At 74.9% G+C, this 20,343-nt stretch carries 14 protein-coding genes; 4 read left to right on the top strand and 10 right to left on the bottom strand.

Going from position 1 to position 20,343, the window contains the following annotated elements:
• Positions 1-67: 67 nt before the first annotated feature.
• The 4 genes from AB0F01_RS20125 to AB0F01_RS20110 form a co-directional block, all read right to left on the bottom strand.
• Positions 68-862, bottom strand: coding sequence for an SGNH/GDSL hydrolase family protein (locus tag AB0F01_RS20125; protein ID WP_362097300.1), 795 nt, complete (start codon positions 860-862; stop codon positions 68-70).
• A gap of 308 nt (positions 863-1,170) precedes the next feature.
• Positions 1,171-6,273 carry a DNA repair ATPase gene (locus tag AB0F01_RS20120; RefSeq protein WP_362097298.1) on the bottom strand — a complete coding sequence of 1,701 codons (5,103 nt, stop codon included), beginning with the start codon at positions 6,271-6,273 and terminating at the stop codon, positions 1,171-1,173.
• Positions 6,274-6,341: 68 nt separating this feature from the next.
• On the bottom strand, positions 6,342-8,387 hold the full coding sequence (locus AB0F01_RS20115; RefSeq protein WP_362097295.1) for a flotillin family protein: 2,046 nt from the start codon (positions 8,385-8,387) through the stop codon (positions 6,342-6,344).
• 199 nt (positions 8,388-8,586) lie between these two features.
• Positions 8,587-9,066: a hypothetical protein gene (locus AB0F01_RS20110; RefSeq protein ID WP_362097292.1), complete on the bottom strand. Its 480-nt coding sequence runs from the start codon at positions 9,064-9,066 to the stop codon at positions 8,587-8,589.
• A 308-nt stretch (positions 9,067-9,374) separates the two neighbouring features.
• Between AB0F01_RS20110 and AB0F01_RS20105 the strand changes: the two genes are divergently transcribed.
• A complete protein-coding gene (locus AB0F01_RS20105) occupies positions 9,375-10,433 on the top strand; it encodes a helix-turn-helix domain-containing protein (protein WP_362097289.1) in 1,059 nt (352 codons plus the stop codon).
• A 92-nt stretch (positions 10,434-10,525) separates the two neighbouring features.
• Here AB0F01_RS20105 and AB0F01_RS20100 read toward each other — a convergent pair whose 3' ends face one another.
• Positions 10,526-11,563: a hypothetical protein gene (locus tag AB0F01_RS20100; protein ID WP_362097286.1), complete on the bottom strand. Its 1,038-nt coding sequence runs from the start codon at positions 11,561-11,563 to the stop codon at positions 10,526-10,528.
• A gap of 93 nt (positions 11,564-11,656) precedes the next feature.
• Positions 11,657-12,112, bottom strand: a complete 456-nt coding sequence (locus AB0F01_RS20095) for a DUF6299 family protein (protein ID WP_362097284.1) — start codon at positions 12,110-12,112, stop codon at positions 11,657-11,659.
• Between the two features lie 237 nt (positions 12,113-12,349).
• On the opposite strand from AB0F01_RS20095, the gene AB0F01_RS20090 reads away from it, so the two are divergent.
• Positions 12,350-12,544 carry a DUF5999 family protein gene (locus AB0F01_RS20090; protein WP_362097281.1) on the top strand — a complete coding sequence of 65 codons (195 nt, stop codon included), beginning with the start codon at positions 12,350-12,352 and terminating at the stop codon, positions 12,542-12,544.
• 67 nt (positions 12,545-12,611) lie between these two features.
• On the opposite strand, the gene AB0F01_RS20085 is transcribed toward AB0F01_RS20090, so the two are convergent.
• Both AB0F01_RS20085 and AB0F01_RS20080 read right to left on the bottom strand, forming a co-directional pair.
• Positions 12,612-13,010 carry a RidA family protein gene (locus tag AB0F01_RS20085; RefSeq protein ID WP_362097278.1) on the bottom strand — a complete coding sequence of 133 codons (399 nt, stop codon included), beginning with the start codon at positions 13,008-13,010 and terminating at the stop codon, positions 12,612-12,614.
• A 119-nt stretch (positions 13,011-13,129) separates the two neighbouring features.
• A complete protein-coding gene (locus AB0F01_RS20080) occupies positions 13,130-14,257 on the bottom strand; it encodes an acyl-CoA dehydrogenase family protein (RefSeq protein ID WP_362097275.1) in 1,128 nt (375 codons plus the stop codon).
• Between the two features lie 187 nt (positions 14,258-14,444).
• Between AB0F01_RS20080 and AB0F01_RS20075 the strand changes: the two genes are divergently transcribed.
• Both AB0F01_RS20075 and AB0F01_RS20070 read left to right on the top strand, forming a co-directional pair.
• Entirely contained in the window at positions 14,445-16,142 is a 1,698-nt protein-coding gene (locus AB0F01_RS20075; RefSeq protein ID WP_362097272.1) for an AMP-binding protein, read from the top strand.
• 1 nt (position 16,143) lies between these two features.
• Positions 16,144-16,956 (top strand): PaaX family transcriptional regulator C-terminal domain-containing protein, encoded by an 813-nt coding sequence (locus tag AB0F01_RS20070; protein WP_362097269.1) that lies wholly within the window; start codon positions 16,144-16,146, stop codon positions 16,954-16,956.
• Positions 16,957-17,037: 81 nt separating this feature from the next.
• Here AB0F01_RS20070 and AB0F01_RS20065 read toward each other — a convergent pair whose 3' ends face one another.
• The gene (locus AB0F01_RS20065) at positions 17,038-19,344 is read right to left on the bottom strand and encodes a bifunctional salicylyl-CoA 5-hydroxylase/oxidoreductase (RefSeq protein ID WP_362097266.1); all 2,307 of its coding nucleotides are present in this window, start codon (positions 19,342-19,344) and stop codon (positions 17,038-17,040) included.
• A complete protein-coding gene (locus AB0F01_RS20060) occupies positions 19,329-20,156 on the bottom strand; it encodes an enoyl-CoA hydratase family protein (RefSeq protein ID WP_362097263.1) in 828 nt (275 codons plus the stop codon). Before AB0F01_RS20060 ends, AB0F01_RS20065 begins: the two co-directional genes overlap by 16 nt.
• Positions 20,157-20,343: the final 187 nt, after the last annotated feature.

Genomic DNA, 20,343 nt, shown 5'->3' with positions numbered 1-20,343 from the left:
GCGGCCTTCCGGGGGACGGCCTACGGGCGGGCGCCCGCCGACGGGCGTCCTGCGGACGGCGCGAGGTCTAGAGCGCCGAGCGGAAGGCGGGCAGGTAGCCGCTGGACTGGCCGACGGCCTTCGGGTGGTAGGAGTTGGTGACCGGCAGGGTCACGCTGTGCAGCCAGGCGTCGCCGGAGCAGAGCTCGTGTCCGGTGAACTCGTCGACCACGCTGGAGTAGGTGAACCCGGCGTTGGCGGCCCGCTTGGCGATGACGCCGTTCAGGACGTCGGCCGCGTTGTTGATGGCGCCGCGCTCGGTCTCGGTGAGGCCGGCGATGCAGGTGCCGGACAGCTTGTAGAAGCGGGGGTAGCCGAGGACCACGATGTGCGCCTGCGGGGAGCGGGCGCGGATGCCGTTGTAGAGCGAGTCCAGCTTGCCGGGCAGGGAGTTCTGCATCTGGCCGACGGCGGTGTTGACGCGGCTGACACAGGTGGCCTCGCTCTGCAGCACGCAGGCCTGCATGACGTCCGCGAAGCCGATGTCGTTGCCGCCCGCCGAGACGCTGACGAGGGTGGTGGAGGAGGTCAGCGCACCCAGTTGCCCGCTGGAGACGCTGGAGGTCGTCGCACCCGAACAGGCGACGAAGCGGAAGGAGGCCGGGGAGTTGGCGTTCGCCCACAGCTGCGGGTACGCCTTGGTGCTCCGCTTGCAGTCACCGCTTTCGGAGGTGTAGCTGCCGGCGCCGACGCCGGAGGAGTAGGAGTCGCCGAGGGCGACGTAGTGCTGTCCGGCCGCCGAGGCGGGTTGCGCCAGGCCGAGGACGGTGGCGGCACCCAGCAGGAGGGTCGCCAGAGAAGCCGCGAGGGAACGCACTGACACGTGTATCCACCCTTCACACGCGTTACTTGCACCGGTAGTTGAGGGAGCAAGCACGGTTGTAGCAGGCCGGGATACCGCGCGGTAACCGTCGCGCTGGAAGTCATCCGGAATGCCCCGAATACTGAGGTGCTCACATCAACTACGCGCGTGGATAAACCTCTGACGTGGGGTCTTGTCGTGAAGGTCCGACGGGACTTGGAGCGGTGCGGTTACCCCCGGCGCCGCGCACCGGGGAAACCGCCGGCCGGCCACCGTCCCGCCCCCCGGCCGGGACGGTGGCCGACGTCCCCTCGCTCCCCTCGCCCCGCTCAGCCCACCTCCGCCCGTCCGGCCCCGTTGGGGGGCGCGGTGAACGGGGGCGCCGGCGGCGCGGGGTGCGTCGGCGGGCCGGCGAGGAGGCGGCGCGGGTCGGCAGCCCGGGTGATGGCGGTCTCGACGGCGGCGATCCGCTCCCCCAGCACCGCCAGGGCGGCGATGGCGCGGGTGAGCGCGTCGTCGTCCGGGCCGCCCAGGGTGCTGGTGCGGACGTGGGCGGCCTTCACCTCGGCCCAGCGGTCCGCCTGCGACGGGGTGAGCGTGCCGCACAGTTCGGCCAGCTTGAGCAGGTTCGCCTCGGCGCCGGTGGTGAGGGTCTGCGCCTCGGCCGTGTAGTGGTCGTGGACCACGGCCGCGAGTTCGGCCTCGTTCATGACCGGCTGGATGCGCTGGGCGATCTTGTTCATGTTGCGGTAGGAGCCCTGGAGCCGGAACGGCGGTTCCGTGCGGGCGTCGTCGGACTGCGCGGCGGAGGCGATGTAGACGGCGTTGACGGCGAGGACGGTGCGGCGGGCGGTGAGCAGGTGGCGCAGCACGGCCAGGACGCGGTCGAGTTCGGTGGGCGCGTAGGGGTGCGCGAGCCGGTCGGGACGGGCCGTGGGGTCGTCCGCGGCCAGCCGGAGCAGCAGGGCGAGGTCGGCGCGGTCGCGGGCGGCGAGCGGGGCGAGCACCGGGTTGGCGGTGAACGCGTTCTCCACGAAACTCGAGGCGAACACCTCCTCCTTGCCGGTGAGGACGTCGCCCAGGTTCCACACGTCGGCGCGGTTGGCGAGCATGTCCGGCACCCGGAACGCCTCCCCCGACTCGGTGTAGGGGTTGCCGGCCATGCACACCGCGAACCGCTTGCCGCGCAGGTCGTAGGTGCGCGGCTCGCCCTGCCAGACGCCCTCCACGCGGCGGGTGGAGTCGCACAACGGGATGAACTTCTGGAGCAGTTCGGGCGAGCAGTGCTGGATGTCGTCGAGGTGGAGGAGCGTGTTGCTGCCGGCGGCCAGCGCGAAGTTGATCTTCTCGATCTCCTGGCGCGCGGTCGCGTCGGGCGCCTCGGCCGGGTCGAGCGAGGTGACGGCGTGGCCGAGGGCCGGGCCGCTCACCTTGACCAGCAGCAGGCCGAGCCGGTGGGCCACGTACTCCATGAGCGTGGTCTTGCCGTAGCCGGGCGGGGACAGAAGCAGCAGCAGGCCGCCGGTGCCGGTGCGGGCGTCCTCGCCGGTGGTGCCGAGCTGTTTGGCGAGGCTGTCGCCGACGAGCGGCAGGTACACCTCGTCGACCAGGCGGTTGCGGACGAACGAGGACATCACGCGCGGGCGGTGGTCGTCCAGCCGCAACCGGGCCCGCTCGGCGGTCACCAGCTCGGTGCGGTGGCGCTGGAAGGCGCGGAAGGCGGGCACGTCCTGCTCCCGGAACCGCCGGGTGCGGGCGAGGAACTCGTCGACGCGCAGGCCGAGTCGGCGGTCGGTGATGCGGGGATGGGTGCCGAGCAGACCCTCCACGGTGGTGGTCAGGGGCGCGTCGGAGACGTGGCGCGGCAGGTCCGGGCACAGCTCGGCGGCCACCGCTTCGGCGAGGTCGCCGGGGGTGACGTCGGCACCGGTGGCCGTGGCGTAGGCCGTCAGCCACGCCTCGACCAGGCGGCGGCGCGCGGACAGGTCCGCCAGGGCGGGCAGGTCCTCCTGGTACGCGGCGGGGGCCGCCTCGCGGAAGCGGTCGAGCAGGGTGTGCACCCGGGCGGCGAGGACGAACCCCTCGGGGGCGGTGGTGAGTTCCTCCAGGAGGTAGGCGGCCGAGGCACCGGCGGGGACGGTCGCGTCGCCGTGCCAGGCGGCGACCGCCCGCTCGGTCTCCGCCCGGAGGTCGTCGAGGGCGGGGGTGGGGCCGAAGGCGTCGGCCGCGCGGGCCAGGGAGCGCGCCCGGCGGGTGAGGACGGACCGCTGCTCCGGGGTGGTGCCGTGGGCCCAGTACAGCAGGGCGGCGGCGCGGGCGGCGGGCTCGTGGCGCAGGGTGCCGGCGGTGCCGTGCAGGCGCAGGGCGGCGGTGAGGATCGCGGTGGCGTCCTGGTCGTGGACCCCGCGCTCGTACCCCTCGTCGTACGCCTCCTCGGCGGCCCGGCGGACCAGGGCGCCGAGGTCGTCGGCGGCGTTCAGCGCGTCGGGGCCGTGGTCGTGGAGCAGGCGGGCGGCGAGGTGTTCGGCGCGGTAGACCTCGGGCGACTCGGACGGCAGGTGCCGGTTCCAGTAGGGGCGGGCCGCGAGGATCGCGGGGTCGTCGACGGGGGCCCGGTAGTCGGTGCCGGTGAGGGCGAAGGCGAGGCCGTCGCCCTGCGGGACGAGGGTGAGTTCGGGGCTCCGGCCGGTGACGGCGAAGCGGTGTCCGCCCAGGCGGACGGCCCGGCCGCCGTCCGCGTAGAGGTCGGTGCGGTCGCGCAGCGCCCGGTCCGCCTCCTGGCGGGCGGTGCGGATGCGGCCGTCGAGTTCCTCCGCCCGGACGCGGTCGCCGAGTGCGCGCAGTTCGTCGGCGGTGCGGCGGACCTTGACGATCAGCGGGTCGGAGGCGAAGTAGGTGCTGACGGCGTCGGCGTCGGCGAGGGCCGCGGAGCGGCGGGCGACGGCCTCCAGGGCGCGCTCGGCGGCGGTGGCGAGCTGCTCGGCGCGGTGGGCGCGGGCGTCGGTGAGGCTCTGCCGGCGGGCGGTGAACGCCTCGTGGATCGCGGTGCGCTGGTCCATCAGCTCGCCGAGGACGTCGTCGGACTCCGCGAAGCGGGACTCCAGCACCTCCAGTTGGGCGAGGGCGCGGGCCAGTTGGTCGTCGCACGCCTCGGGGGTGTCGGCCGCGGCCAGCGCGCCGGTGACGGTGCGGCCGAGCAGGGCGAGTTCGGCGGCGAACCCGGCGCGGGTCTCCCGGTCGAGGAGGGCGCGGCGGCGGGTGTCGAGGGTGGCGCGGGCGCGGTTGACGCCGCCGAGAGCCTCGGCGACGCGTTCCAGGACGGCGGTGCGGACGGTGGTGTCGGCGATGTCGAGGGAGCCGACCACCTCGGTGACGGTGCGCAGTCCGTCGGCGAGTTCCTCCAGGCGGGCGGCGACCGGAGCGGCCCCGGCGGCGGTGGTGATCGCCTCCGCGTCGGCGACGAGACGTTCGACGTCGGCGTGGTGGGCGGCGAAGGCGTCCTCGCGGGCGAGGAAGTCGACGGCGCGCCGGCCGAAGGAGGCGAGGTCGGCCTCGGCGCCGGCGGCCAGTTCGTCGATGCGGGCGCGGTCCGCGTACCGCAGGTCCTTCAGGGTGAGCAGGTGGCCCTGGGCGTGCCGGAGTTCGGTGAGTCCGGTGACCCAGGCGGCTGCCTCGCGGGGCTGTTCGCCGCGCAGTCGGCGCACCACGGCGGCGACCCGCCCGGCGGCCTCGTCGAGGGCGTCGGCGGCGTGGCGGGTGAGGGAGCGGACGGTCTCGAACTCGGCGAGGACCTGTTCGGCGGTGCCGCGCATCCGCTCCAGCGGGGAGCGCAGGTCGCCCAGGTCGGCGTCGCCGAGCCAGTGGTGGGCGTCGAGGGTGCGCACGCAGGCGGTGACCAGGGCCTGGTGGACCTCGGTCGTCGGGGTGGTCTCGGCGACGGAGCGGGCCAGGGACAGGCAGTCGGAGATGCCGCGCACCAGGTCGGCGTTGCCGAGCCGGGCGAGCGGGCCGTCGCCGGGCGGCCGGGCGGCGGCGTGGGTGTCGGAGACGTAGGGCGTGTGCCAGACCTGGACGGGGTGGACGCGGGCGGGGTCGTCGCCGTCGGGCCGCAGCAGGGTGAGCGTGCCGTCGTCGGTGAGCGCCCAGCCGTGGCCGGTGAGGGGGGTGGCGACCTCCTCCCGGATGACGTTGTACGACAGCAGCAGGGCGCGGCCCCGGGCGGGGGCGTGGAAGGCGTACAGCACGTCCTCGCCGTTGGGCGAGCGCACCTCGCGTTCGAAGTCCGTGCCGGTGGTGTCGAGGTCGTACGTCTTGTGCGGCCCGGCGGCCAGGCAGTAGCCGCCGGGGAAGACGATGCCCTGGTCGCCGGGGAGGCGGCGGCAGCCCCGGCCGATGCCGTCGAGGCGGACGACGGTCCTGGTGAGCGTGTTGAAGACCAGGTGGCGGTGGGCGGTCTCCTTGTAGGGCAGGACCCGCAGCAGGACGAGGGCGCCGACGCGGGCGTGGGCGATCTCGGCGTCGGCGAGGGACTGCAGGGGCTCGTCGACGGGCTCGGAGTGGATGCCGTCGGGGCTGTCCGTGTCGTTCGCGGTCTTGACGGTGAGGGTGCCTCCGAGGGTGTCGACGAAGACCTCGCCGAGCACGGAGACGTGCGGGTGGCGGCCGAGGACGTGGTCCTCGCGGGTGGTGCGGGTCCACTCGATGTCGGGGGCCGGGGTGCGGGCGTGGTCGCGGTCGCCGCGTGCGTCGAGGAAGGCGGTCCGGCCGTCCTCGGTGACCGACCAGCGCAGGACGCGGATGTCGTCGGCCTTCTCGCCGGTCTGGAAGACGGCGAGGAGTGTGCCGTCGACGCGGCGCAGCCGCAGCAGGCGTGCCTGGCGGTAGTAGCGGTGCAGGGCGGCGAACTCGCGGACGAACGCGGGGTCGTCGAGGAGTCCGGGCACGGCGTCGTCGGGCAGCCGGTTCAGGTCGCGGTCGTGGAGGGCGAGGACGTCGCCGACGGCGGTCTCGTTCTCCGGGCGGGGGCGGGCCTCGTAGCCGAAGAGGAGCGCGTCGCCCACGGCGACGAGGTCGCGGGGCACGCTGGTGCGCTCGGTGCGCAGCCGCTCGGTGCCGGTCAGGCTCAGTCCGGCGGAGCCGAACTCCTCGATGCGGCGCCGGTTCAGCTCCTCGGCGCGGCGGGCGAGGTCGGCGGCCTCGGCGCCGAGGCGGTCCCGCAGCACCTGGTAGGCGCCGCCGTCGGCGGCCTCCGCGCCGGGCGTGCGGTCGGCGGCCCCGCCGGCGGGGGTGTCGGTGCCGGGGGCCGGGGTGCCCGGGGTGCTGGGGCTGCCGTCGCCGCCGGGGGTCGCGCCGGGGACCGTGGAGTCGTGGGTGGACGGGTGCGCCGTGCCGGGGGCGTGCGGGGTGGCCGTGTCGTGCGTGCCGGTGGTCATGGCTGCCTCTCGGGTGGGACGACCGGGAGCCGCCGTCCCCTGTGCGGCGGCTCCCGGTCCGTGGTGGGTCAGGCCCGGGCGTGGCCGTTCAACGCGGCCAGCGGAGTGTCCGCGAGCCCCAACTCACCAGCCTTGGCGATCAGTTCCTCGAACCGACCGGTGTTCTCGCCGCCGGCCCGCATCAGCTGCATCAGCAGGGCGGAGACGGTGAGGTTCTGTACGTCGGCCGTCGACACGGAGCCGAGGACGCGGCTCAGGTCGTCGGTGAAGCTGGCGGTGCCGTCCAGCCAGGGGCCGGCGAGGGCCTGGGCGGTCTCGGAGTTCTGCACGAAGCCGTCGATGCCCTTGCCGAGCGAGACCGAGGAGACCAGGCGGTCGAGGAAGACGGACTCCCCGCCAACGATGTTGATGTCGGCGTTCTCCAGGCCGGTCGCGAGCACCGTGGCCTGCGCCTCGGCGACCTGCCGCTGCACCTCCAGGCCGGCCAGCCGGACGTCCTTCTCCGCCTCCAGGCGCAGCCGGTACTCCTCGTGCCCGCGGGACGCCTCGTCCAGGGCGGCCATCGCCGCCGCCTTCTCGGTGAGGCCGGCGGCCTCCGCGCGAAGCTTCTCGCCGATGGCCTCCGCCTCGGCGAGGGCCCGGGCCCGGGCGCCCTCGGCCTCGGCGCGCATCCGCGCCTGGGTGGCCTCGGCCTCGGCACGGCCCGCCTTCTCGATGACGTCGGCCTCCTTGTCCCGGACCTGGACGGCCGCCAGTCCCTCGGCGGCGGCCTCCGCCTGGATGCCCTCGGCCGTCCGCAGCTTGGCCCGCGCGTCCAGGTCGGCGGTCTTCAACCGGGCCTCGGCGAGGGTGAGTTCCTCGGCGGCACGGTGGGTGGCGGACTGCTCGGCGGCCTCGGCGGCCTTGATGTCCTTGACCAGCTTCTCCTGCGCCTCGGCCTCGGCGGCGATGACGACGGCCTGCCGCTCGCGCTCGGCCTCCTCCACGGCCCGCAGCCGCTTGATGGACTCCTCCTGCTCGGCGACCGTGCGGTCCACCGCGACCCGCTCCCGGATGACCTCGGCGATCTCCCGCTTCTCCGCCTCGACCTCCTTCGAGGCGGCGATGCGGGTCAGTTCGGTCTCCCGCTCGCGGGCGATGACCTCCAGCTGGCGGTCCTTCTCGATGCGCTCGCTCTCCACGGCGATGACCCGCTCACGGTTCTTGGCGGCCACGGCGACCTCGCGGGCCTGGTTCTCGCGCTGCACGCCGAGCTGTTCCTCGGTCTGCAGGAAGGCGCTCTGCGCACGCAGCCGCTCCTCCTCCACCACCCGTGCCGTCTCCGCCTCCTCACGGGCCCGCACGGTCTCGATCTCGCGGCGCTGCTTGATCTCGGCGTCGGTCTGCCGCCGCTCCAGCTCCAGGATCGCCTCGCGGGCGTCGACGTTCTGCCGGGTGATCTCCTTCTCCTCGCCGCGCTGGGCCTCGTTGGTGCGGATGTGCTCCACGGCGGTCAGCTCGGTGATCTTGCGGATGCCCTGCGCGTCGAGCACGTTGCCGGGGTCGAGCTGCGTCAGCGGCGTCTGCTCCAGGTAGTCGATCGCCGCGTCCTCGAGGTGGTAGCCATTCAGGTCGACGCCGATGACCTCGATGATCCGGTACCGCAGTTCCTCACGCTTGGTGTAGAGGTCGGTGAAGTCCATCTGCTTGCCGACGGTCTTCAGCGCCTCGGAGAACTTCGCGTGGAACAGCTCCTGAAGCGTGTCGCGGTCGCTGGCCCGGGCGGTGCCCACCGCCTGGGCGACCCGGATGACGTCCTCCACGGTCTTGTTGACCTTGACGAAGAACGTGATGCGAATGTCCGCGCGGATGTTGTCCCGGCAGATCAGCCCTTCCTTGCCGGCCCGGGTGATGTCGATGGTCTTCACCGAGATGTCCATGACCTCGGCCTTGTGCAGCACCGGCAGCACGACCTGTCCGGTGAAGGTGACGTCGACCTTGCGGATCTTGGAGACGATCAGCGCCTTGCCCTGTTCCACCTTGCGGAACAGGGTCGAGACGACCAGCAGGGCGACGAGTACGAACAACAGGGAGACGCCGGCGACTACGGCGACGCCCACGGTGGCGGCATCCATGGGACACGTCCTTCGGAAGCTTGGTTCGAGAGCTGGGAGGTGCGCTGCGGTGACGGAGCGGTGTCGGGGCCCGACGGGGTGTGACGGGCCGGGGGCAGGGGCGCGGGGCCCGGCCCGTCGGGCAGGAGACGGGTGCGATCGGGTGGGGTGGCGAGGTGCCGGAGGGCGGTCGCGCCGGGGGCGCGGGGGTGCCGCGGGGTCAGGCGGCGCGGTCGTGCGGCACGTGCGGGAGGGGCGTGTCGGCCCCGTGGTGCGGCGCGTGCGGCAGGCCGCCCCGGTCCCCGTCGAGCCCGCGGACCGACCGGGACGGCGCGGGTTCGTCGGGGCAGGGCCGGTGCAGCGGCCGGACGAAGAAGCGGGTGAGCCGCCAGGCGGCGAACAGCGCGCCGGCCGCGACCGGCAGGCGCAGCAGTCCGCCTCCGGAAGCCGTCGGCCCGAACGCGGCCAGCAGGACGGCGGCGCCCAGGGCGAGCAGCCACGCCGTCAGGGTCAGCAGGGACAGCACGACCGCGACCGGCGCTCCACCCAGACCCCACGCTCGGAGGTCCGCGTCCCCGTCGAAGGCGTCGGCGCTGGTGACACCCAGGGCGACCAGCAGCCAGAAGCCCGCGGCCACGACCAGGCCGGCGGTGAACAACAGGACGGGCAGGCCGGTCGCGGTCTCGATCAGTACGCGCATCCCCGGCCCCCTTCCGTTCGTCGTCCCGCTGCGTCCTCGCGCTCGCCGCGCACGTCCGCGGTGCCCTGTTCGGACGGCACCGCCGGGTGGCACCGCACGGTTCCGGTTCCGGTACCCGCACCTGCCGGTGCTCGGCACCGGAACCTTCCGTGGTGCTCCCCGCGGTCCATGATGCCGGACGCTGATCCACTCGCGCATTGCCGGATTCCGGCAATGTTCACTAGGGTCTGCATGCCGGGGGCGGGCCAACTCCGCGTCAGGACAACGTCAGAGGCGCGTCAGGAGCGCGTCAATATTGAGGGGGAACAGTGGCGGATCGCGAGATCCCGGAGGAGTATCTCGAAGGTTATGCCCGGATCCTGGTGGAGGTCGCCGCCACGGGCAGACGCCTCACCCGGGACGAGATCGCGTCCCGCCGGGCCCTGGGCGAGCGGGCCGCCGAGGACGGTTTCGGACTGCGCCGCCTGGTCAGCGCCCATCTGGCGGCCGCCCGGGACGCCTGGCCGCGCACCGCCGCATCGGCCGCCGACGCCCTGGCCGCCGTCCAGCAGGTGGTGGACGCGTTCGCCGAGGGGTACGAGCGGGCCCAGCGCATGGCGGTCCGTCAGGAGGAGGCCGCCCGACGGGAGTTCATCGACGACCTGCTGCACGGACGCAGTGACCTGGGCCGGCTCGCGGAACGGGCGGAACGCTTCGGCCTGCGGCTGTCCCACGCCCACGCGGTGGCCGTCGCCCGGGGCCCGGTCGCCTACGACGAGGGCGACCCGGTGGCCCGCCGGGTGGAACTCGCCCTGATCTCACGGTTCGACGACCGCAACGTGCTGCTGACCACCAAGGACGGGCGCCTGCTGTGCATCGCGCCGGGACACCAGGAGGAGGTCCTCTCCTACTTCGCCAAGCAGGCGCACGCCGCCACCGACGGCGGCCAGGTCGCCGTCGGACGCGCGCGGTCGGGGCCCGGCGGGGTCGTCCAGTCGTACGAGGAGGCGCTGAGCACGCTGGAGATCGCCGAACGGCTGGGGATGGACGAACCGGTGCTGCGGGCCGGGGACCTGCTCGTCTATCCGGTGCTGTCCCGCGACCGGCAGGCCATGGCCGACCTGGTGCAGAACACCCTGGGCCCGCTCACCACGGCGCGCGGCGGTCCGATGCCGCTGCTGGACACCCTCACCGCGTACTTCGACGCGGGGTGCGTGGCCGCGGAGGCGGCCCGCCGGCTCTCCCTGAGCGTGCGCGCGCTGACCTACCGCCTGGAGCGCATCCGCAGCCTCACCGGTGCCAACCCGGCGGATCCGGCGCACCGTTACATGCTGCAGACGGCGGTCATCGGCGCCCGGCTGCTGGACTGGCCGACGACGGAGCTGTGACGCGGGGGCGGTCGGTGACGCCGAGCGCCGGGTGGGGCGGCCCGCGGACCGGCTCGGGCTCCCGCGGGCCCGGCCCGGCTCGCGCGGCGCCGTCAGACGTCCTTCAGCATCTCGCGTCGCAGTGCGTCGGCCGGCATCGCCGTCAGGCGGGGCGCCTCCTCGTTCCAGTCGCGGGCCATGCGCTCCAGGCCGTCGGCGAAGGCCCGTCGCAGGTGCGCGTGGACGAACGCGAGGACGAGGGCCGCCACCGGGCGGAACAGGTGGCGGCCGCGGATCCGCGCGGTGACGGTCACCTGCCAGGTGCCCTCGGGGCCCGGCCGGGGGGTCGCCCGCAGGTCGGCACGGGCGGCGCCGCAGCGCAGCCGGGCGCGCAGAGGCGCGGAGCGGGACGTCCGGCCGGTGTCCGCCGCCTCCCACCAGTCGTCGAACCGCAGCAGCGCCCGGCCCTCGAAACGGGACAGCAACGGCATGACGCCGGCGAGGTGCGCCCGCCCGGCGACCTCGACGACGCGCGGGCGGTCCGGGGCGCGCAGGGCGAAGTCCGCCGTGATCTCCCCCTCCGGGCCCGTCGTCGTGACCCCCAGACGCAGGGCCCGGCGCCGGTTCCACTCCTCGACCGAGACACGGACCCGTTCGGGGTGCCCGGAGTGCTCGGGCGCCGCCGCCTCACCGCTGCCACCGGCGGCCGGTTCCCGGGGGGCGTGAGCGGTGCGGCCCGGGTGGCTGCCGGTGCCGCCCGTACGCCCGGTGCGGCCGGCGTCCCCGGGGCGGGCCTCCCGCGCGGTGTCCCCGGCCGCTGCCGCAGGGTGCCCCTCCAGGGCCGGCGTCACGGTGTCACCGACTGCCGATGCCGGCGCGCCGTGCGCCTTGGGGCCGGTGTCCGGCACCGTCTCCGGGCCGCCGTCCCGGGCCACCCCGGCGCCGGGCTCGACCTCGTAGACCGCGCCGCGTGCCAGGTGACGGCCGCCGGTCAGCCGCACGTCCGGCACCGGCCGGCCGTCCGGGAGGACGAGCCGGCCGTCCGCCTCCGGGCGGGTGGCCTCCACCACGTCGAGGGCGACGGCGAGGGCGTCGGCGGGCCAGGCGCGCGGGACCGGGGTGAGCAGCACCGTGTGACGGAGGGAGACCATGGCACCAGGGTGGCGGTCGGGACGCGCGGGTTCCAGGCCGGGAGTCGGCAGGACCCGGCGCCACAGCCTGCCCGCATCCGGCAGGGCGGGTGCTCAGCCCTCGACGAGGGTGATGCCGTTCCTGCTGACGGCGTGGAAGGCGGGCAGCGGCATGCCGCCCGCGGGCCGGAGTTCCAGCAGCGTGGCCTCCACGTCGGCCGCCCCGGGCGTGAACGTCCCCTCGGGCACGGTGCCGGTGTTCTCCCAGCGGTGCGGCAGGCCGTCGCAGACCGCGCGGGTGCCGCCGATGCCGTAGCGGACGGTGGACGGGTCCTGGTGCAGCGAGGAGCTGACGAACACCGGTCCCACGGCGGCCAGACAGCGGTAGGTGCCGGTGAGCGTGACGGTCCCGTCGGCGGCGACGCGGCCCACGGAGTCGACGGTGACCACCTCCTGCACGGCGGTGGACGCCGCCGCCGTGGGAGCCGCGGCGGCGGAGCCGAGGAGCAGCAGCGCGGCGCCGACGGCGGCACCGAGGGCGGAGCGCGGGGAGAGGGAGCGTGGAGCCATGGGGGGAACCTCCCGGTATGGGGTGATTGAGGGCCTCCACCAGTACCGGGCCGGAGGGCCCGGGGACGTGACCCTCACCCCTTCGGTGGCGAGTCCGCACCGGGCGTCGGGGAACCGTCCCGGGAATGTCCGGGAGCTGTCACGCTTCGCGTCCGCCCGTTCCGCGGCGGACCGGGCGGGCGCATCGTCGAGGGGTACGGCCCCTCAGGAACCGTCCCACCGATGTGGAGGTGCGCCATGTGTGCCCACCAGCCTTCCTGCGCCCGGACCGCGGCCCCCGCCCCGCACGTGGTGGCCGCCCACCCCGAACAGGGCTGGAGCCTGCTGTGCGACGGCTCCATCGTCTTCGACGACACCGGTGAACTGCTGCCCGACGGCCGGGTGGTCGCACCGCACCGGGCGCCCGTCGGCCCGCTCGTGGTCGCCGCCTGACCGGACGGCACCGGGGCACGGGGCGCCGGGTGGAGCGGGTGGCGGTGACGCGGGACCGTACCGCCGGTCAGGGCAGGACCGCGAACCCGTCGAGTTCCACCAGCGCCCGCTCGTCCCAGAGGCGCACCACCTGGACAACCGCCATCGCGGGATAGTCCCGGCCCGCCGCCTCCCGCCAGATGCGGCCGATGTCCCGGGCGTGCACCCGGTAGTCGGCGATGTCGGTGGCGTAGACGGTGACGCGGGCCAGGTCGGCCGAGGTGCCGCCGGCCGCGCGCAGGGCGCCCAGGAGGTTGGCCAGGGCCCGGGTGAACTGGTCGGGCAGCGTGTCGCCGACGACCTTGCCGTCCCCGTCGAGTGCGGTCTGGCCGGCCAGGAACACCACCCGGGAGCCGGTCGCGACGACCGCGTGGGAGAAGCCGGCCGGCGGGGAGAGGTCGGGCGGGTTGATGCGCTCGGCGGTCAACGGTCCTCCAGGCTGGGCGGATTGATGCGCTGGTCGGTTGACGACCCTCAGGGTTCGTTGGATTGACGCGATCGGCGGTCAAGGTCCCTTCGCTCTTGGCGGGTTGCTGCGCTCGGTGGTCAACGATCCTCCAGGCTCTTGTACAACTCCTTGGCGATGATGCCGCGTTGCACCTCGCTGGCCCCTTCGTAGACGCGGGGGGCGCGCACCTCGCGGTAGAGGTGTTCGAGCAGGTGGCCGCGGCGCAGGGCCCGGGCGCCGTGCAGTTGCACCGAGCGGTCGACGACGTACTGCGCGGTCTCGGTGGCCAGCAGTTTCGCCATGGCCGCGCGCCGGGGGACGTCCGGGTCACCGGCGTCGTGGGCGGCGGCCGCCGCGTAGACCATCAGGCGGGCCGCCTCGGTGCGCACGGCCATCTCGGCGACCTGGTGGGAGACGGCTTGGAGGTCGGCGAGCCGTCCGCCGAACGCCTCCCGGTCGGCGGTGTGTCCGAGGGCGGCGTCGAGTGCCGCCTGGGCCATGCCGACGGCGAAGGCGCCGACGCTGGGCCGGAACAGGTTGAGGGTGTCCATGGCGACCCGGAAGCCGTGCCCGGGCTCGCCGAGCAGGTCGTCGGCGGTGACCGGGACGGCGTCGAAGCGCAGGGCTCCGATGGGGTGCGGGGAGAGCATGTCGAGAGGGGTGCCGGTGAGACCGGGGCGGTCGGCGGGGACGAGGAACGCGGTCACGCCGCGGGCGCCGGCGCCGGGCCCGGTGCGGGCGAAGACGGTGTAGAGGTCCGCCTCGGGCGCGTTGGAGATCCAGCACTTGTCGCCGGTCAGGCGCCAGCCGCCGGTGCCGTCCGGGTCGGCGGCCAGGGCGAGGGCGGCGGCGTCGGAGCCGGCGCCGGGCTCGCTGAGGGCGAAGGCGGCGACCGCGCTGCCGTCGCTCACCCGGGGGATCCAGCGGGCGCGTTGGGTCTCGGTGCCGTGCGCGTGCACGGGGTGGGCGCCCAGCCCCTGGAGGGCGAGCGCGGTCTCGGCCTCGGTGCAGGCGCGGGCCAGGGACTCGCGCATCAGGCACAGGTCGAGGGCGCCGGAGGTGAACAGCCGCGACAGCAGGCCGAGCCGGCCGAGTTCCGCGACGAGGGCGCGGTTGACGTGGCCGGGTTCGCCCCGGTCGGCGAGCGGTCGCAGGCGTCGGGCGGCCAGGTCCCGTAGTTCGGCGCACCAGGCGGTCTGTGCCGGTTCGAGCGAGAATGCGGTCATCGCCGGTCCCTTCCTCCCCGCCGGGGCCGCCCCACGGAACACCCCTGGGCAGCGGGCCGACCGCGCCGGCGGCCTCCCGGCCCGGGCGCACCGGGCGGCCGTCCGAGGTTATCGCGAACCGTTGACTGTCGTCACCAACACGATACGCTCCTTCTGCGAGCCCACCACGCCGAGGGGGCGAACCGTCATGAAGCCACGGGCCACCGCGCACGTCGACACTTTCGCCCGCGACCACCTCCCGCCACCCGGGCAGTGGCCCGAACTCCGCTTCGATCTGCCGGAGTTGGCGTACCCCGAGCGGCTGAACTGCGCCGCCGAACTGCTGCACGGCCCGCCCGGCGACCGCCCGGCCTTCCGCACCCCCGACGGGGGCACCTGGACCTACGGTGAGCTGCGGGCCCGCGTGGACCGGCTCGCGCACCTGCTCAGCGGTGACCTCGGGGTGGTGCCGGGCAACCGGGTGCTGCTGCGCGGCCCGACCACCCCCTGGCTGGCGGCCTGCTGGCTGGCGGTGCTCAAGGCGGGCGCGATCGCCGTCACCGTGCTGGCCCAGCAACGCCCGCACGAACTGAGCACCCTCTGCGAGATCGCCGAGGTCCGGCACGCCCTGTGCGACGTCCGGTCGGTCGACGACCTCGCCAAGGCCGAGATCCCCGGGCTGCGGATCACGACCTACGGCGGCGACGCCCCGGACGACCTGCTGCGCCGTCCGGCACCCGGGACGCCGTACGAGGCGGTGCCCACCGCGGCCGACGACGTGGCCCTGATCGCCTTCACCTCGGGCACCACCGGCCGCCCGAAGGGCTGCATGCACGTCCACCGGGACGTGCTGGCCGTCGCGGACACCTTCTCCCGGCACGTCCTGCGCCCACGCGCCGACGACGTGTTCGCGGGCAGTCCCCCGCTCGGCTTCACCTTCGGGCTCGGCGGTCTGGTCGTCTTCCCGCTGCGGGCGGGCGCCAGCGCGCTGCTGCTCGAACAGGCCCACCCGGACCAGCTGTTGCCGGCGATCGCCGCGCACCGGGTGTCGGTGCTGTTCACGGCACCCACCGCCTACCGGGCGATGCTCGACGGCCTGGACGCGCACGACGTGTCCTCGCTGCGGCGCTGCGTCTCGGCGGGCGAGAACCTGCCGGCCGCGACCTGGCGGGCCTGGCACGAACGCACCGGCGTGCGCATCATCAACGGCATCGGCGCCACCGAGCTGCTGCACATCTTCATCTCCGCCGCCGACGAGCGGATCCGCCCCGGCACCACCGGCGTCCCGGTCCCGGGCTGGCAGGCCCGCGTGCAGGACGCCGACGGCGAGCCGGTCCCGGACGGCGAGCCGGGTCTGCTGGCGGTGCGCGGTCCGGTCGGCTGCCGCTACCTCGCCGACCCGCGGCAGCGGGACTACGTGCGCGACGGCTGGAACATCACCGGCGACACCTACGTCCGGGAGCCCGACGGCTACTTCCGCTACGTCGCCCGCGCCGACGACATGATCATCACCGCCGGTTACAACGTCGCCGGACCGGAGGTGGAGGACGCCCTGCTGCGGCACCCGGACGTCGTCGAGGCGGCCGTCGTGGGACGGCCCGACGAGGCCCGCGGCCAGGTGGTGGTGGCGTACGCGGTGCTCAGGGAGGGCGCCGAGCGGGACGGGGAGGCGTTGCGCGCCTTCGTGAAGTCGGAGCTGGCGCCCTTCAAATGCCCGCGGGAGATCGTGTTCCTGGACGCCTTGCCGCGCACCGCCACCGGCAAGCTGCAGCGCTTCCGGCTGCGGTCCGCCGCGGGCGGCCGGGCCGACGACGGCGACCGGGCCGACGAGGGCCACGGCGGGCCGGGAGAGCGGACCGGGGAGCGGGCGCGATGCGGTGGGACGGACTCCGACGGCACGACCTAAGATGATCAATGTGTCCGACCAGCCTGCTCCACGGTCTCTCATCGTCACGCTCTACGGCGCCTACGGCCGCTTCGTGCCGGGCCCGGTGCCCGTCGCGGAGCTGATCCGGCTCCTGGCGGCGGTGGGCGTGGACGCCCCCTCCGTCCGTTCCTCGGTGTCCCGTCTCAAGCGGCGCGGACTGCTCGTCCCGGCCCGCACCGCACAGGGCGCCGCCGGCTACGAACTGTCGGCCGACGCACGGCAGTTGCTGGAGGACGGCGACCGCCGCATCTACGCCACCGCCCCGCCGCGGGACGAGGGCTGGGTGCTCGCGGTGTTCTCCGTGCCGGAGTCGGAGCGGCAGAAGCGGCACGTGCTGCGCTCCCGCCTGGCCGGGCTCGGCTTCGGCACGGCGGCCCCCGGGGTGTGGATCGCCCCCGCGCGGTTCCACGAGGAGACCCGGCACACCCTGGAGCGGCTGGGCCTGGACCGGTACGTCGACTTCTTCCGCGGCGAGCACCTCGGCTTCGCCGCCACCGCGGACGCGGTGGCCCGCTGGTGGGACCTGTCCCGGATCGCGGAGGAGCACGAGGCGTTCCTGGACCGGCACGCCGAGGTGCTGCGCGCCTGGGAGGGGCGCGCGGACACCCCGCCCGAGGAGGCGTACCGCGACTACCTGCTCGCGCTGGACTCCTGGCGCCACCTGCCCTACACCGACCCGGGCCTGCCGGCCGCCCTGCTGCCCGAGGACTGGCCGGGGGCGCGGTCGGCCGCCGTCTTCCACGGCCTGCACACCCGTCTGCGGGACGCGGGCGCCGCGTTCGCGGGCCTCTGACGGCGGGGGCGCCGGGCGAGGCCCCTCGGGTGCACACGCGGGCGTCCGGTGCGGGCGCCCTCGGTGGGGCGCCCGTGGGGCTCACGCCCCCGTGCGGCCCGCCGGGCCGGGGCGGGTGGCCAGGGTGCCCACCGGGTCCTTGCGGCCGGTCTGCGGGGGCCGGCTGCCCGCCCGGTAGGGGGCCGGCCAAACCACGCCCGGGCCGTCGTAGCCCTGTTCCGCCGCCGCGTGCAGCGTCCAGTGCGGGTCGTACAGGTGCGGGCGGGCCAGCGCGCACAGGTCGGTACGGCCCGCCAGGATCAGGGAGTTGACGTCGTCCCAGGAGGAGATCGCGCCCACGGCGACCACCGGGACGCCCACCTCGTGGCGGATGCGGTCGGCGAACGGCGTCTGGTACGACCGCCCGAACTCCGGCCGTTCCTCGGCGACCACCTGACCGGTGGACACGTCGATGGCGTCCGCCCCGTGCGCGGCGAAGGCCCGGGCGAGGACGACGGCGTCGTCGCCGGTGGTGCCGCCCTCGGCCCAGTCGGTCGCGGAGATGCGGACGGTCATCGGCCGGTCCCCGGGCCACGCGGCGCGGACCGCGTCGAAGACCTCCAGCGGGAAGCGGAGCCGGTTCTCCGGGGAGCCGCCGTAGGCGTCGGTGCGGCGGTTGGTGAGCGGGGAGAGGAAGCCGGAGAGCAGGTAGCCGTGGGCGCAGTGCAGCTCCAGCAGGTCGAAGCCGGCCCGGGCCGCCCGCCGGGCCGCCGCAACGAACTGCTCGCGGATGTCCGTCAGTTGGGCCCGGCTCAGCTCGCGCGGGGTCTGGTTGCCGGGCCGGTAGGGCAGCGGGGAGGCGGCGGCCAGGGGCCAGTTGCCCTCGTCGAGGGGCTCGTCCATGCCCTCCCACATCCGCTTCGTCGAGCCCTTGCGACCGCTGTGGCCGAGCTGGACGCCGATCGCGGTGCCGGGGGCGCTGCCGTGCACGAAGTCGGTGATCCGCCGCCAGGCGTCGGCCTGGCGGGCCGTGTAGAGGCCCGCACAGCCGGGGGTGATGCGTCCCTCGGCGCTGACGCACACCATCTCGGTCATCACCAGCCCCGCCCCGCCCAGCGCCCGCGCCCCGAGGTGGACCAGGTGGAAGTCGCCGGGGACGCCGTCGGTGGCGGAGTACATGTCCATCGGTGAGACCACGACCCGGTTGCGCAGGGTCAGTCCGCGCAGCCGGAACGGGGTGAACATCGGCGGGGTGCCCGGCGGGCAGCCGAACTCCTCCTCCACGGCCGCGGTGAACTCCGGGTCGCGCAGCCGCAGGTTGTCGTGGGTGACGCGGCGGCTGCGGGTGAGCAGGTTGAAGGCGAACCGGCGGGGCGGCTGGCCGACGTAGCGGGCCAGGTCCTCGAACCACTCCAGGCTGGCCCGGGCGGCGCGCTGGGTGGAGGCGACGACGGGGCGGCGCTGCGCCTCGTAGGCCGCGAGGGCGCCGGTGGTCGAGGAGTGCTCACCGAGGCAGCCGGCCAGGGCCAGCGCGTCCTCGACGGCCAGCTTGGTGCCGGAGCCGATGGAGAAGTGGGCGGTGTGCGCGGCGTCGCCGAGCAGGGCGACGGTGCCGTGCGACCAGCGGGCGTTGGTGACCGTGCGGAAGGTGGTCCAGGCCGACTTGTTGGAGCGCAGCGGGCGTCCGCCGAGCGCGTCGGCGAACAGCTTGGCGCAGCGCTCCACGGACTCGTCCTCGGGCATCCGGTCGAATCCGGCGGCCCGCCAGACCTCCTCGCGCATCTCCACGATCACGGTGGAGGCGTCGGCCGCGAACGGGTAGCCGTGCAGCTGCATCACGCCGTGCTCGGTCTCGGCGGTCTCGAAGCGGAAGGCGTCGAGGGCGAAGTCCGCCGCCAGCCAGATGTAGCGGCAGCGGTGGCCGGTGACGGTCGGGCGGAAGACGTCGGCGAAGGCGGCGCGCGTGCCGCTGTGCACGCCGTCGGCGGCCACCACCAGGTCGTGGGTGCGGGCCAGTCCGGCCGGGTCGGGCGCCTCGGTGCCGAAGCGCAGCTCCACGCCGAGGGAGCGGCAGCGGGCGTGCAGGATCTCCAGCAGCCGGTGCCGGCCGAGGGCGGCGAAGCCGTGGCCGCCCGAGGTGTGGCGGGTGCCGCGGTGCACGATGTCGATGTCGTCCCAGCGCACGAAGTCCCGGCGCAGCGCTTCGTACACCACGGGGTCGGCGTGCTCGATGCCGCCGAGGGTCTCGTCGGAGAGGACGACGCCGAAGCCGAAGGTGTCGTCGGGGGCGTTGCGCTCGAAGACGGTGATCTCGCGGGCGGGGTCCTGGCGTCTGAGGAGCGCCGCCGCGTACAGGCCGCCGGGTCCGCCGCCGATGACCGCGACCCGCACGGCTACCGCCCCCGCCACTTCGGGGGGCGCTTCTCGGTGAAGGCCGCGTGGAACTCGGCGTAGTCCTCGCCGTTCATCAGCAGCGCCTGGGTGGCCGCGTCCAGTTCCACGGAGGCGGCCAGCGGCATGTCGAGTTCGGCGGTGAGCAGTGCCTTGGTCTGGGCGTACGCCAGGGCGGGGCCGTCGGCCAGGCGCCGGGCGAGGGCCTGGGCGGCCTCGTCGGCGCCGGCCTCGTCGGTGAGTGCGCTGATCAGTCCGATGCGCTCGGCCTCGGGCGCCCGTACGGGCTCGCCGAGCATCAGCAGGCGGGTGGCGTGGCCCAGCCCGACCACCCGGGGCAGCAGGTAGGCGGCGCCCATGTCGCCCCCGGACAGGCCGACCCGGGTGAAGAGGAAGGCGAACCGGGCGGTGGGGTCGGCGACCCGGAAGTCGGCGGCGAGCGCCAGGACGGCGCCGGCTCCCGCGGCGACCCCGTGGACCGCGGCGATCACCGGGAACGGGCACTCCCGTACCGCGCGGACCACCTGGCCGGTCATGCGGTTGAAGTCGAGCAGCCGGGCGGTGTCCATGCCGAGGGTGGCGCCGATGATCTCGTCGACGTCGCCGCCCGAGCAGAAGCCGCGCCCCTCCCCGGCCAGCACCAGCGCGCGCACGGAGCGTTCCCGGGACAGCTCGGCGAGGAGGTCGCGCAGGTCGGCGTAGGCCCCGAAGGTCAGGGCGTTGAGTTTCTCGGGGCGGGCCAGGGTGACGGTGGCGACGCCGTCCGCCAGCTCGACCCGCAGGTGTTCCCAGCGGGCGGTGCGGGCGGCGGAGCCGGTGAAGGGACTCATGAGGGCGGCCTCCTCGGGCGGGCACTGCGCGGCTCACTGAGTGCTGCCCCTCGACGCTATCACCTGTTTGTGACTGTCGTCACGGGTGCGCGATACCGCGCCCGGGGGCGCCGTCGTCCGGGTCGAGGGCCGGTCACGTCCGTCACGGCTCGTCGACGGGCGGGTCACAGCGGTGACCTGCTGCGCG

The sequence above is a fragment of the Streptomyces sp. NPDC029526 genome (assembly GCF_040637405.1).
Classification (GTDB): Bacteria; Actinomycetota; Actinomycetes; order Streptomycetales; family Streptomycetaceae; genus Streptomyces.
The sequence above is the reverse complement of the archived record's forward strand: the minus strand, read 5'-3'. Positions and strand labels throughout refer to the sequence as shown.

What these genes read in the sequence shown, in the direction of transcription:
- AB0F01_RS20080 (WP_362097275.1), bottom strand. Translation starts at nt 14,257, where the DNA reads ATGACCGCATTCTCGCTCGAACCGGCACAGACCGCCTGGTGCGCCGAA.
- AB0F01_RS20115 (WP_362097295.1), bottom strand. Translation starts at nt 8,387, where the DNA reads ATGGATGCCGCCACCGTGGGCGTCGCCGTAGTCGCCGGCGTCTCCCTG.
- AB0F01_RS20090 (WP_362097281.1), top strand. Translation starts at nt 12,350, where the DNA reads ATGTGTGCCCACCAGCCTTCCTGCGCCCGGACCGCGGCCCCCGCCCCG.
- AB0F01_RS20120 (WP_362097298.1), bottom strand. Translation starts at nt 6,273, where the DNA reads ATGACCACCGGCACGCACGACACGGCCACCCCGCACGCCCCCGGCACG.
- AB0F01_RS20110 (WP_362097292.1), bottom strand. Translation starts at nt 9,066, where the DNA reads ATGCGCGTACTGATCGAGACCGCGACCGGCCTGCCCGTCCTGTTGTTC.
- AB0F01_RS20060 (WP_362097263.1), bottom strand. Translation starts at nt 20,156, where the DNA reads ATGAGTCCCTTCACCGGCTCCGCCGCCCGCACCGCCCGCTGGGAACAC.
- AB0F01_RS20095 (WP_362097284.1), bottom strand. Translation starts at nt 12,112, where the DNA reads ATGGCTCCACGCTCCCTCTCCCCGCGCTCCGCCCTCGGTGCCGCCGTC.
- AB0F01_RS20075 (WP_362097272.1), top strand. Translation starts at nt 14,445, where the DNA reads ATGAAGCCACGGGCCACCGCGCACGTCGACACTTTCGCCCGCGACCAC.
- AB0F01_RS20100 (WP_362097286.1), bottom strand. Translation starts at nt 11,563, where the DNA reads ATGGTCTCCCTCCGTCACACGGTGCTGCTCACCCCGGTCCCGCGCGCC.
- AB0F01_RS20070 (WP_362097269.1), top strand. Translation starts at nt 16,144, where the DNA reads ATGATCAATGTGTCCGACCAGCCTGCTCCACGGTCTCTCATCGTCACG.